Annotated in this window: 13 protein-coding genes; all 13 read left to right on the top strand. The window is 40.0% G+C overall.

Translation table 11 applies throughout. The annotated features are described in order from the left end of the window. Positions 1–84: 84 nt before the first annotated feature. The 13 genes from thrS to CGC57_RS07605 all read left to right on the top strand — a co-directional run bounded on the left by thrS (position 85) and on the right by CGC57_RS07605 (position 12684). Complete coding sequence (gene thrS / locus CGC57_RS07665) at positions 85–2028, top strand: threonine--tRNA ligase (RefSeq protein ID WP_095898659.1); 1944 nt, start codon at positions 85–87, stop codon at positions 2026–2028. A 107-nt stretch (positions 2029–2135) separates the two neighbouring features. Further along, positions 2136–2633: a translation initiation factor IF-3 gene (gene infC, locus CGC57_RS07660; protein ID WP_040361428.1), complete on the top strand. Its 498-nt coding sequence runs from the start codon at positions 2136–2138 to the stop codon at positions 2631–2633. 100 nt (positions 2634–2733) lie between these two features. Continuing rightward, positions 2734–2931 (top strand): 50S ribosomal protein L35, encoded by a 198-nt coding sequence (gene rpmI, locus CGC57_RS07655; protein WP_002680287.1) that lies wholly within the window; start codon positions 2734–2736, stop codon positions 2929–2931. Between the two features lie 100 nt (positions 2932–3031). Continuing rightward, positions 3032–3376 carry a 50S ribosomal protein L20 gene (gene rplT, locus CGC57_RS07650; protein WP_002674637.1) on the top strand — a complete coding sequence of 115 codons (345 nt, stop codon included), beginning with the start codon at positions 3032–3034 and terminating at the stop codon, positions 3374–3376. Positions 3377–3529: 153 nt separating this feature from the next. Beyond that, positions 3530–4048 (top strand): DUF4878 domain-containing protein, encoded by a 519-nt coding sequence (locus CGC57_RS07645; protein ID WP_095898658.1) that lies wholly within the window; start codon positions 3530–3532, stop codon positions 4046–4048. A 135-nt stretch (positions 4049–4183) separates the two neighbouring features. Next, entirely contained in the window at positions 4184–4858 is a 675-nt protein-coding gene (locus CGC57_RS07640; protein ID WP_095898657.1) for a YiiX/YebB-like N1pC/P60 family cysteine hydrolase, read from the top strand. Between the two features lie 433 nt (positions 4859–5291). Next, entirely contained in the window at positions 5292–5756 is a 465-nt protein-coding gene (locus tag CGC57_RS07635; protein WP_232747215.1) for a hypothetical protein, read from the top strand. Positions 5757–5762: 6 nt separating this feature from the next. Next, positions 5763–6293 (top strand): hypothetical protein, encoded by a 531-nt coding sequence (locus CGC57_RS07630; protein ID WP_095898655.1) that lies wholly within the window; start codon positions 5763–5765, stop codon positions 6291–6293. A 5-nt stretch (positions 6294–6298) separates the two neighbouring features. Then, positions 6299–6826 carry a hypothetical protein gene (locus CGC57_RS07625; protein ID WP_095898654.1) on the top strand — a complete coding sequence of 176 codons (528 nt, stop codon included), beginning with the start codon at positions 6299–6301 and terminating at the stop codon, positions 6824–6826. 114 nt (positions 6827–6940) lie between these two features. Beyond that, positions 6941–10219, top strand: coding sequence for a glycosyltransferase family 117 protein (locus CGC57_RS07620; RefSeq protein WP_095898653.1), 3279 nt, complete (start codon positions 6941–6943; stop codon positions 10217–10219). A 15-nt stretch (positions 10220–10234) separates the two neighbouring features. Then, positions 10235–10864 carry a hypothetical protein gene (locus CGC57_RS07615; protein ID WP_095898652.1) on the top strand — a complete coding sequence of 210 codons (630 nt, stop codon included), beginning with the start codon at positions 10235–10237 and terminating at the stop codon, positions 10862–10864. Between the two features lie 49 nt (positions 10865–10913). After that, entirely contained in the window at positions 10914–11717 is an 804-nt protein-coding gene (locus CGC57_RS07610; RefSeq protein ID WP_095898651.1) for a DUF5672 family protein, read from the top strand. Further along, entirely contained in the window at positions 11698–12684 is a 987-nt protein-coding gene (locus CGC57_RS07605; protein ID WP_002680381.1) for a WaaS/CpsH family glycosyltransferase, read from the top strand. Before CGC57_RS07610 ends, CGC57_RS07605 begins: the two co-directional genes overlap by 20 nt. The last annotated feature ends 15 nt before the right edge of the window (positions 12685–12699 follow it).

Raw genomic sequence — 12699 nt, 5'->3', positions numbered from 1 at the left:
TTTCTTCATTAATTATTGCTATTTGCTAATTATTTTGTAATTTTGCACTTTCAAACTCAACAATACTAAAAATCAACAATAAAAATGATTAAAATTACACTACCCGACGGTTCAGTAAAAGAATACCAAAGTGGTATCACCCCTGCTCAAGTAGCACAAAGCATCAGCGAGGGGTTGGCGCGTAACGTACTCTCTGCCTCTTTCAATGGCAAGACTGTAGAAAGCGTTACCCCACTGACGACGGATGGTAGTCTTACTCTATACACTTGGGATAACCCCGAAGGTAAAAAAGCTTTCTGGCACTCATCTGCCCACATCTTGGCACAAGCGCTCGAAGAACTTTACTCTGGCATCAAGCTCACCATAGGGCCTGCCATCGCCAATGGTTTCTACTACGATGTAGATTTCAACGGCAAACCGATTTCCGAAAAAGATTTCCCTGCTATAGAAGCTAAATTCTTGGAAATCGCTCGTGGCAAACACGAATTTAAAATGCGTCCCGTGAGTAAAGCCGAAGCCTTGTCGTACTACGCAGGCAAAAATGAGTACAAAACAGAACTCATCGAAGCCCTCGAAGATGGTACGATTACCTTCTGCGACCACAGCACCTTCACCGACCTTTGTCGTGGGGGGCATATCCCTAACACAGGCTTTGTAAAAGCCGTAAAAGTACTCAGCGCTGCTGGGGCTTATTGGCGTGGCGATGAGCACAACCCACAACTTACTCGTGTATATGGTATCTCATTCCCTAAACAAAAAGAACTCACCGAATACCTCGAACTGCTTGAAGAAGCTAAAAAACGCGACCACCGCAAGCTTGGTAAAGAACTCGAACTCTTTACCTTCTCTAACAAGGTAGGACAAGGCTTACCTCTCTGGTTACCCAAAGGAGCTGCCTTGCGAGAACGCCTCGAAGCCTTCTTGCGCAAAGCTCAAAAACAAGCGGGTTACGAGCAGGTAGTTACCCCGCATATCGGTCATAAGAATTTGTATGTAACCTCAGGTCACTGGGATAAATACGGAAAAGATAGTTTCCAACCCATTGCCACCCCTAACGAAGGTGAGGAATATTTACTAAAACCAATGAACTGTCCGCATCACTGCGAGATATACAACTCACACCCTTGGAGTTATAAAGATTTGCCAAAGCGTTTCGCCGAGTTCGGTACAGTATACCGCTACGAGCAAAGTGGCGAGTTGCACGGCTTAACTCGTGTGCGTTGCTTTACCCAAGACGATGCGCACATCTTCTGTACTCCTGAACAGTTAGACGACGAGTTCAAACACGTAATCGATTTGGTGCTCTATGTATTTGGTTCTCTTGGATTCGACAATTTTACTGCACAAGTATCGTTGCGCGACCCCGAAAACCTCAGCAAGTACATTGGTAGTGATGAAAATTGGGCAAAAGCCGAAAATGCGATCATCAACGCAGCGAAAGAAAAAGGCTTGAATTATGTAATCGAAACAGGCGAAGCCGCTTTCTACGGACCTAAACTCGACTTTATGGTGAAAGATGCCTTAGGCAGAAGCTGGCAACTCGGTACCATTCAGGTAGATTACAACCTTCCAGAGCGTTTCGACCTTTGGTATAAAGGTGCTGATAACGAGATGCATCGCCCTGTAATGATTCACCGTGCACCTTTCGGAAGTATGGAGCGTTTCGTAGCCATTTTATTGGAACACACCGCTGGAAACTTCCCTTTATGGCTCAATCCAAATCAAGCTATCATACTATCATTGAGCGAAAAATATGAAAATTATGCTCAAAAAGTTTTGAGTTTGTTAGAAAATTCCGATATTCGCACCCTGATAGACAATCGCGCTGAAACTATGGGCAAAAAAATACGTGAAGCCGAAACCCAAAAAATCCCGTATATGCTCATTGTCGGCGAGAATGAAGAGAAAGAAGGCACCGTATCAGTGCGCAAACGCGGTGGTGAAGATTTAGGCAGTATGAGCGTAGAAGCCTTTGCCAAACTCATCAACGACGAAGTCGCTAAGTCAATTAAACAATTTGGCAATTAGCCAATTGGCAAATCGACAAATTAGTATAGTGAAAGTAATTTAAAATTTTAATAGCTATCATAAAAAAAAGTAACACACCGGGCAGAGATGACAAACAACCTCATCGTATCAATCGCGACATCCGCGTTCCTGAGGTGCGTTTGGTAGGGGAAAACGTCGAAGGAGGCGTATACCCCACTCGCAAAGCATTAGAAATTGCTAATGAATTAGAACTCGATTTGGTGGAAATTTCACCAAACGCTACGCCTCCTGTTTGTAAGGTAATCGATTATAAGAAATTCCTTTACGAACAAAAGAAGCGTGACAAAGAGCTAAAAGCGAAAGCTACTAAGGTAGTGATCAAAGAAATTCGCTTCGGACCTCAAACCGATGACCACGACTATGAGTTTAAGAAGAAACACGGCGAAAAGTTCCTCAAAGAAGGTTCTAAAGTAAAAGCCTATGTATTCTTCAAAGGTCGTTCTATCATCTATAAAGATCAAGGGGAAATCCTCCTCTTGCGCCTCGCTACTGACCTCGAGGACTATGGCAAAGTAGAACAAATGCCTAAACTCGAAGGAAAACGTATGACGATGTTCCTCGCACCCTTACCCAAGAAAAAATAATTAAAGATAAAAGATAAGAAGTAACAGATAAGAGGTATGCAACCTTACCTCTTATCTCTTACCTAAAAAAACGGAATTATATCAATAAAAATCTAAGCAAATGCCAAAAATTAAAACTAAATCTGGAGCTAAAAAGCGTTTCAAGCTCACCGGCTCTGGTAAAATCAAGAGAAAACACGCGTTCAAAAGCCACATCTTAACTAAGAAAGCTAAAAAACGCAAGTTAGCACTCACCCACGCTACACTCGTTCACTCTAACGACGAATCAAGCGTGAAGAAACAATTAGGCTTAAAATAATTGTTTAAATAGTAGGAAATTAATAACCGTGGAGTAGGTACCCCTAAGAGTTTGTTTTAAGCACAAACCACCTGCTACAAAAATTAAAAAAAAGGAATTTATGCCAAGATCAGTAAATGCTGTAGCTCGTAGAGCTCGTAGAAAAAAAATAATGAAGCAAGCCAAAGGTTTCTTTGGCCGCAGAAAAAACGTTTGGACGGTAGCCAAAAACGCTGTTGAGAAAGCAATGCAGTACGCTTACCGCGACCGCCGTAACAAGAAGAGAACCTTTCGCGCTTTGTGGATTGTGCGTATCAACGCAGGGGCTCGCTTGCACGGATTGTCTTACTCTCAATTTATGGGTAAACTTAAAGCAGCTGACATCCAGCTCAACCGTAAAGTTCTTGCCGATTTGGCAATGAACCACCCCGAAGCGTTCAAAGCTATTGTAGAAAAAGTAAAATAAACGTTTAACTAACGATATAATTCCGTATAAAAATAGGCTGCCTCATAAAAAGACAGCCTATTTTTTTTCGTCATTCGTAACTCGTAATTCGTATTTTTTTATTACCTTTGCTCCCTAATAATGATTAATGTCTAATTTAAACACTCTCATAAAATGAAAAAACTTTTCTTATCTCTCTTCCTTATCGGAAGTTTAATGCTTACTTCTTGTTCTAAAAACTCTCCTAAAACTGTTGCCGAGAAATTTATGACAGCTGTAAATGCTAATAATTTTGAAGAAGCTGGCAAATATTGCGATGCGCAAACCTCTCAATTGCTCAAATCCCTCAATGAATTGATGAAATCTGTACCTTCATCTGATGCCAAAAACGAACAATTGTTCAAAGGTTTTAAAATCACAAAAGTAGAAGAAAACGGCGATAAAGCCAAAGTGTTCTACACTACTGAAGATAGCAACGGCAAAGAAACCGCTCTCGACCTCAAAAAAGTAGACGGCAAATGGATTGTTTCTATGAACAAAGAAAATAAAGAAAACGGCGGCGCCCCACACGACCACAATCACGATGGTCACGACCACGATATGCCAGAAATGGATCCTAATATCGATGTTGATGCCCCTGATATGCCTGCTGAAGTAGAGGATGCTCAAACTACAACCCCTACTAACAAATAAGATTACAACACTTTTAAACTACAACTTTGCCAAAGTTTCCTGCCCCTACGGCTCGCATTGCCCGTGCGGCTCGCACCTTTGGCAAAGTTCTTTTTATCCCCTACCCCCTAAAACCTGAAACCTAACCCCCTGACAATGAAAAAACTTCTCTTTTTCCTTGCAGCTTTCCTGCTCCTCTCCTACGCTGCTTTTCGCATTTTTTTCTATATCGACCATCGAAGTGAAGAAAAACAAGTAGCTGAGAACGAGCATTCCCTCCGTCTTACCCCTTCCCAACTCGATTCTCTACAAGAGGGCGACATCATTCTCAGGCGTGGTTATGGTATCTTCAGCGATATGATTGCTAAACGCCTCAACGATGGTCGTTTTGATGTCACCCATTCTGGAATTCTCTATCGCAAAAATGGCAATTGGTGGGTAATTCACTCCCTCTCTTCCGATGTAAGCAACATCGATGGTATGCAAGAACAGCCCTTAAACGCTTTCCTTAAATACTCAATGCCCGAAAAAATCTTAATCGTGCGCCCTTTGCACAGCACCCCCGAGCAAGGTCGTACTGTAGTACAACGTGCCAAACACTACCTCAAAGCTCAAATCCCCTTCGACCATTTAGGCACTATCGATGAGCCTTCTCAGCTTTATTGCACCGAACTCATCTACCAAATTTTAGACAACGACCTTCATTTTGTCGCTTTCCCTACCGATAAACCTCAACGCCAACAACTTTTCACCACTATGACGACGCTTTACAACCCTAAATACTTCGAGATTATCATCAATACATATCCTAAAAAGCAAAAAACCTTATAAAAAACGCCTTTTTCACGTTTTTTTTATAATTTTCTAATTCTCAAATTTGCTAATTCGCTAATTATTTCCTACATTTGTCGCGTAATCCTAAAAACTAACCCTATATAAAAAAACATCTATTTATTTTTACCATTGCAGGACTCTTCTTTTCCTGCCAACGCGAAGAGGCAGACGCCCCGTTCGCAACCAACACCGATATTTCAGTATTACCCAGTACTGAAACCAAGTCTTCCGACAACGGACTTTTAGGTTGGGGAGGAAATACAAAAGGTTTTGGAACTATAGAAGGCTATAATGGGAGATGCTAGTACAATATGGGTGTTTTTAATGCTAAGGATGGAAGAAAATTTAGCTCAAATACTTCTAAATCAGACTCATAAGGAAATTATATAATGATAAAAAATAATATATGTTAATCGATAATAATAAAGCTATGAAAAAGATTTTAATTTTTACAATACTATTAAGCTTATTTCTCTCTTGCGATAAAGGGAAAGATTGTATGAATGTACCTCCTTCTTTAAGTATTATTATTGTAAATAATGCTGTAAAGGATAATAGAGAATTACTGAAAAGTTTTGAAAATACAGAAAACTCAGCCTTTTTATATAAACTAATAGATAATAAAAAGGTGAAAATTAGTTATTCTCCTATGGCTAATAAAAATATAAAAATAAGTAACGGAGGGAAAAAATTAAAAGAATTTTATACAGGGAATTTAGAGACTTTTTATTTGGAGTATGATGGAAAAACAGATATTTTACAAGTAAAAGGAGATTATTATGAAACTAAGCATTGTGGAGATAATGCTTATTTATCAGAGCTATATTTCAACCATAAAAAAATAGAACTCAACCCCATTAGTGATTATACTTATCTAATAGATAATACAAAATAACCAAGTATGAAAAATCTCTTATTCTTTACGCTATTGCTTTTTGCTTTGCACACCTCTGCTCAAGAAGCCTACAACAAAGGTGATATATTTATTGATGTTTGCACGTCAATCGGCAATGCAGGAGTTGGTTATGGTGGAGAAATACACTATGCTTTTGCCCCATTGTTTTCGGTAGGAGCTCAGTTCTATAGTCAAAGTTTTAACTTCAACGATAAGTACATCACTTCCTTTCTACCCAAACTCTCTGCCGACTTTCACTTTGGCAATCGCACTACTATCGATTGGTATGCAGGACTTTCAGGAGGATATTTTATCTGGCAGAGCAATGACCCTTATGAAAATGCTGGCAATACTGGTTGTGTGATAACCCCTCCTACTTATGACATTAGCCTTAGAAACAATCACAAAAATAATTTTATAGCTTGGGGTGCTCACTTAGGCTTCCGTTACTTCATCTTCAAAAATGTAGGTCTCAATGGTCAAGCGTCCTTAGGTAATGTACGTTGGTTTAAAGTGGGAGTAAGTATAAAAATCTAAATAATATGAAAAATCTCTTATTCTTTACGCTATTGCTTTTTGCTTTGCACACCTCTGCTCAAGAAGCCTACAACAAAGGTGATGTATTTATTGATGTACAAACAGGCGCCTCGTTTATAGGAGGTATTATAGGCGGAGGCGTTCACTATGGGGTGACACCTCATATCTCGGTAGGCGCTAATCTTTCTACTCACAGTTTAGACCTCAAAAGTAAATACCAAACCGCTTTTGTGCCAGAACTCAGCGCCGATTTGCATTTTGACCATCGCATCACTACCGATTGGTATAGCGGTCTCTCTGTAGGCTATGGATTTTGGCAAAGCAACACCCCTGACGGACATAGCTCTGGAAGTTGTGATAGATCTTCCGATTCTATACCCGATAAATTCAGAAGAGAACACCCCGGTAATTTTGTATTGTGGAACGTTCACTTAGGCTTCCGTTACTTCATCTTCAAAAACGTAGGTCTCAATGGAGAAGTAGCTTTTGGCAATGCGCTATCATTCAAAGTGGGCGTAAGTGTAAAAATCTAACCCTTAAATCCTGACCCCTGAAACCTAAAACCTGAAACCTGACTCCTACCCCTTGCTAATTAGCAATTATTTCGTATTTTTGCCCTCAATAATAAAAAATCTAATTTTATTACAATGACGGATAAAGATTTTTCAAGATACAACCTCATCGCTGGTTGGCTGGTGTTTGCTATTGCTTTGGTTACCTATAGCCTTACCGTAGAACCTACAGTAAGTTTTTGGGATTGTGGTGAGTATATCGCTACATCGGCAAGATTAGAAGTAGGTCACCCCCCTGGAGCTCCTTTCTTCCAGATGATGGGCGCTTTCATCGCTGCCTTCGCTCCCAATAGCGACAAAATAGCCCTAATGGTAAACTATATGTCGGTGTTATCGAGCGCTTTCACAGTGTTGTTCTTGTACTTTATCATCGTTAATCTCACTAAAAAAATTGCTCTGCGCGGTGCTACAACTCTTAGCCATTCTCAAATCATTGCAGTAATGGGCAGCGGTGTGGTAGGCGCTTTGGCTTATACTTTTTCCGATAGCTTCTGGTTCAACGCTGTAGAAACTGAAGTATACGGAATGGCTATGCTTTTTATATCGGTAATGTTTTGGTTGGGCATCAAGTGGACGGATAGTCTGCACGAACCTCGTGGTGACCGCTGGTTATTGCTTATCTCGTTACTGGTAGGACTTTCCTTTGGGGTACACTTTATGGCACTGCTCACCATTCCTGCTATCGGGATGCTGTATTTCTTCAACAGCAACTACAAGAAAACCGCAGTGAATTTCATCCTCGCTAATGTAATTTCCATCGCCATACTATTGCTTATCTTCAAACTGATATTGCCCTACACATTGGCGTATTTCGGTTATTTAGAAGTCTTTTTCGTCAATAGCTTTGGAATGCCGTTCAACTCGGGAACTATTATCGCGGGGCTCTCAGTTATTGCTTTCTTCTATTTCACACTCAATTATGCTTATAAGAAAAACAAAGTGCGCTTGCAAACGGGCATTTTGTGTTTGCTATTTATATTTATAGGCTTTTCATCTTGGCTGATGATTCCTATTCGTGCAAATGCCAATACAGTAATCAACGAGAATAGTCCTACCGATGCGCGCTTGCTCTTGGCGTACTACAATCTCGAACAATATCCTGAAACGCATCTTTTCTACGGACCTATGTACACTGATAAGTACGCGGGCATCGACCCCGAACATCCTTATGAAGATGCTAAACCTAAATACGAACGCGACTATAAATTAGGCAAATACGTGATTGTAAACAACTACAAGAACGCTCAAACTGCCTCTAATAGAGCGCAAATGGGCTTCTTGCCTCGTATGTGGAGCGCCCAACACGCAGCTAACTATATGAAGCTCACCGGCAATCCGCCTTTCAAAATTACTGAAGAGGCTTATGCTGACCCTCAAGCCTACCAACTATTGCAAAGTATCCAACAGCAAATGGCGGTACGCGCAATGCCTCCAGAGCGTTACGACCAGTTCCTAATGCAATTCCGCGATGAAGTAGAAGTGCAAAAACCTACTTTTTGGCAGAATATGAACTACCTCTTTAGCTATCAGTTTGGCTATATGTATTTCCGCTATTTGGCGTGGAACTTCATTGGTAGACAAGACGATGTGCAAGGCAAAATGGAAAACGACCACGGCAATTGGCTTTCAGGAATTTCAGCTATCGACAGTGCTCATCTCGGCTCTCAAAAGAACCTCCCTTCCGATGTGTTAAACAACAAAGCCCGCAATACTTATTACTTCCTGCCTTTCCTTTTAGGAATTTTAGGCTTGCTGTTTATGGCTATCAAAAGTGAACGACAAACGTGGGTGATTATGGTGCTTTTTCTCTTCACTGGTTTAGCACTGAAAATCTATCTGAACGAGCGTCCGTTCGAGCCTCGCGAGCGTGATTACGCCTTGGTAGGTTCGTTCTATGCCTTTGCAATATGGATAGGAATGGGCGTGTATGCCCTTTTCGATTGGCTGAAAAAATACATCACTCCCAATATATTAGCCCCTACAACCGTTGTCCTCACCCTAATGTCTGTGCCTATGCTAATGGCTTATGAAAACTGGGATGACCACGACCGCTCTCAAAAATATTCGGCTGAGTTCATTGGGAATGCTTACTTAGAATCGGTGGCAAAAGATAAAGATGCGATGATTTTCACCATTGGTGATAATGACACTTTCCTCTTGTGGTATGCTCAAGAAATTGAAGGCTACCGCACCGATGTACGCGTTATCAACACAAGTTTGTTGCAAACCGATTGGTATATCGACCAAATGAAGCGTCAAGCATACAACAGTAGCCCTATCCCAGCACAAATAGAACATAAAAACTACGCTTACGGCGTGCGCGAGGGCATCTACTTCCGCAAACGCACCGAAAACCGTTGGAATATCAAAGATTTTGTAAATTGGGTTACCAGCAACGACCCTAATACGCAAGAAACACGTGGTGAAGGTGAGTACAAACAAACGTTCTACTACTACCCTACTAACAAAATACGTATCCCCGTAAACAAAGAAAATGTACTAAAAAGCGGTATCGTAAAACCTGAAGATGCCGATAAAATAGTAGATTATATCGATATTACCTTGCCTAACGCTATCGACAAGGCGCGCATTGTGATGCTGGACATCTTGGCAAACAACGATTGGAAACGACCTATCTACTTCACTGGAGGTAGTATGGATGCCACCGAGTACATTTGGATGAAAGACTATTTGCAACTCGATGGATTAGTGTACAAACTCGTGCCTATCAAAACCGAAATCGATAAAAACCACCCTTACGATATGGGGCGCATCGATACCGATTTGATGTGCAACATCGTGAAAAAATGGACGTGGGGCAATATGGGTAAACCTAATATCTATTTAGACCCCGAAACGCGCAAGAACAGTATCATCTTCCGCGGCAATATCGCTCGCCTTACCGAGAAGCTCATCGCCGAAGGTAAAAACGCCCAAGCCAAAGAGATGATGGATATCGCTATGAAAAATATGCCGGTAGAGGCGTATGGCTACTATTTCACTCTCGACCCCTTTGTGCAAGGCTACTTTAAGATAGGACAACGCGAAACTGCCCGCAAACTCGCCCAACAGATTTTCGCTAAATACCAAGAAGAACTGAACTACTATACCCACTTAGATGCCGAGGAACTCAACCTCAGCGTTGCCCGCATACAGTACGCTATCGACCGCTATGGCGACCTCTTACAACTCATCGCTCCTTTGGATAGTGAATTCTTCCAAAAAGAATGGGCAGTATTCAAAGCCAAAGCAAGTCCGTTTATGGGTGCTAAAGAATTAGAAGAATATTTTAAAGAGCCCACAGAAGAGGAAAAAGCCGCAGCTGATAGTACAGCAGTTGAAGAAGAAGAATAGAAAAAACTGATAACAATGCGCTATTTCAGCTATATCATCACATTTTTTGCTCACCCTATATGGTTTCCTATCTATGGAGCAATGTTAGTATTGTTTCAGATACCCTTTTCACCCACTATGGAAATCGTAAAATACACTTGGTTATTGCTACTGTTCATCACTGTAGCGTTACCCACCCTTGTATACCTGATGCTCTTTGTGCTGAATTGGCTCAACGACCCTTTCGAGGTGCCCCTTGAAAAACAGAAGTGGTTGCGTTGTGGCTATATAGCAATGTTATTACTCACCGCCTTCAAGGTAACCCCTATGGATCATTATCCCATTTTGTATTTCTACATAATGAATTTGCTCATCAGCACCTTTATCATCTTGTTGATGCACTATTTAAAATTTGTAGGCAATATGTTTGTAATGGGGGTAGGAGCGCTCACCATTTTCAGCATATTGCTGGGAGTTATCTTTGAGATAGATATGACCTATATTGTCGCACTATTCATCTTTCTCAGTGGAGCCATCCTTTCAGCACAAGCCTATCTCTCAGGGCAACCCCTCTGGAAACTCGCCATCAGCTGGCTCATAGGCGCCCTCCCACAGCTTTCACTCATAATGCTGTTTAAGAATTTATTATTCGGAATGCAAGAGTGAAGATAGAATCTCAAAAAACAGTAATTTTACTTTATAAAACATAAAGAAAATGGTTGATATAGTTATACCCATATATAAAAAAGACCCTACTCTTGATGATGCTACAGCTATCAATCAAGCGTTTAAGTTGCTCAAAGGATATGACATTACCTTTGTGCACCCTAAAAGTCTGGATATAACTAATTACAAAAAGTTTGGTGAAGCTACTTTCAAGGCCTTCAACGACACTTATTTTGAAAGTATTTACGGTTACAATCGATTGATGTTAAACGTCGAATTCTACGAGGCTTTTTCTAAAAAATACATTCTTATCTACCAAACTGATGCCTTTATTTTCAAAGACGACCTCAATTATTGGTGTGAAAAGGATTACGACTATATAGGAGCTCCTTGGATTCGCAGCAAGGAAAAACTTCCTCTCATTAAAAAAATATGGGACTATTCTATTTGCTGTGTAAAGAGCTTTATAAACTATCACAGCAGCGGCAACACTCAAAAAAACAAGAGTTTGCTGTACAATCAGGTAGGTAACGGAGGCTTCTCGTTGCGCAAACGTGAGAAATTTATAGAGGTGCTAAAAGCGCTATCACAACAAGTTGCTGTCTACCTCAACCCCATAAACAAAAGTAACTTCTATGCCGAAGATGTATTTTTTAGTATAGAACCTAAGCGAAACAACATCACTTTTAAGAAACCCGATTACAAAGAAGCCTGCCTTTTTGCAGTCGAAAATAAAGTAGAGAAAGCACTTGCTTTCAATAATCAAGTCTTACCTATGGGTTGCCATAGATGGAACAAAGAAAATAGAACTTTTTGGGAGCCTTTTATAAAAAATGAAACAGAAAGAGTTTGAAGGAAAATCAATTATCGTAGGTATACCTAATCATTTTGGGTTACCTCAGCGTTTTAAAGAGAATTTAGAGTTCTTAGGTTTTGAGGTTTTTTTATTAGAAAACTTTAACAATAAGTCTTTATCCCTCTTTGACAAAATCATTCACGGATATAAAAAACTTACTACAGGCGACAGAACTCATAAACCTTTGATGAAAAACAAACTCGCTAAAGGAAAAATTCTCAAACAGTTATCCTCCATCGAAAAAGCTGATTATGCCCTTTTTGTCCGCCCCGATTTGTTTGACTTTGAAGTGATTGAAAAAGCCAAACAATTAGCCTCTAAAACCATTGCCTACCAATGGGATGGAATGAGTAGATTCCCTTTAGCCGAGCGTTACATCAGTTACTTCGATAATTTTTATGTGTTCGATAAAAACGATTTAAACCTTAGCCCTAAGCTACAACACACTACGAATTTTTATTTCGATGATATCATCATCTCCAATCCCGATGTAACTCCAAAATCTGTGTTTTTCGTAGGCTCCTACATCAAAAATCGCATCCCTTTAATCAATAAAATTATTGAAGTTTTAGAAAAGAATCATTTAACACCTAATATCTATTTGTTTGCCCGTCACAAAAAAGCAAACAATGCAAAGTTTAAAATAATTGCAAAAGGATTTAGTTTCAAAGAAAGTGCTCAAAAAATACAACAGTCCGAGTTCCTTTTAGATTTCCATAACCCTATACACAACGGACTTTCATTTAGAACTTTTGAAAGTATAGGCTACGAAAAAAAACTCATTACTGACAATGTTTTGGTAAAAGGCTTCGAGTTTTACAACCCTAATAATATTTTCATAATCGAAAATGAAAACTTTAAAAGGTTTGAAGAATTTGCAACAACTCCCTATGAGCCTTTAGCTGAAGAAATAAAAGAAAAATATAGCTTTACTAATTGGATAAAACAACTATTAACACAATGAAAAAAAAACTCTTAT

It is taken from the genome of Capnocytophaga sputigena (genome assembly GCF_002302495.1).
Taxonomy (GTDB): Bacteria; Bacteroidota; Bacteroidia; order Flavobacteriales; family Flavobacteriaceae; genus Capnocytophaga; species Capnocytophaga sputigena.
This window is presented reverse-complemented; position numbering and strand designations above follow the sequence as displayed.

Bases quoted from the DNA above. Each gene is read 5' to 3' on its own strand.
- thrS (WP_095898659.1), top strand. From the start codon at position 85: ATGATTAAAATTACACTACCCGACGGTTCAGTAAAAGAATACCAAAGT.
- rpmI (WP_002680287.1), top strand. From the start codon at position 2,734: ATGCCAAAAATTAAAACTAAATCTGGAGCTAAAAAGCGTTTCAAGCTC.
- rplT (WP_002674637.1), top strand. From the start codon at position 3,032: ATGCCAAGATCAGTAAATGCTGTAGCTCGTAGAGCTCGTAGAAAAAAA.
- CGC57_RS07645 (WP_095898658.1), top strand. From the start codon at position 3,530: ATGAAAAAACTTTTCTTATCTCTCTTCCTTATCGGAAGTTTAATGCTT.
- CGC57_RS07640 (WP_095898657.1), top strand. From the start codon at position 4,184: ATGAAAAAACTTCTCTTTTTCCTTGCAGCTTTCCTGCTCCTCTCCTAC.
- CGC57_RS07635 (WP_232747215.1), top strand. From the start codon at position 5,292: ATGAAAAAGATTTTAATTTTTACAATACTATTAAGCTTATTTCTCTCT.
- CGC57_RS07630 (WP_095898655.1), top strand. From the start codon at position 5,763: ATGAAAAATCTCTTATTCTTTACGCTATTGCTTTTTGCTTTGCACACC.
- CGC57_RS07625 (WP_095898654.1), top strand. From the start codon at position 6,299: ATGAAAAATCTCTTATTCTTTACGCTATTGCTTTTTGCTTTGCACACC.
- CGC57_RS07620 (WP_095898653.1), top strand. From the start codon at position 6,941: ATGACGGATAAAGATTTTTCAAGATACAACCTCATCGCTGGTTGGCTG.
- CGC57_RS07615 (WP_095898652.1), top strand. From the start codon at position 10,235: ATGCGCTATTTCAGCTATATCATCACATTTTTTGCTCACCCTATATGG.
- CGC57_RS07610 (WP_095898651.1), top strand. From the start codon at position 10,914: ATGGTTGATATAGTTATACCCATATATAAAAAAGACCCTACTCTTGAT.
- CGC57_RS07605 (WP_002680381.1), top strand. From the start codon at position 11,698: ATGAAACAGAAAGAGTTTGAAGGAAAATCAATTATCGTAGGTATACCT.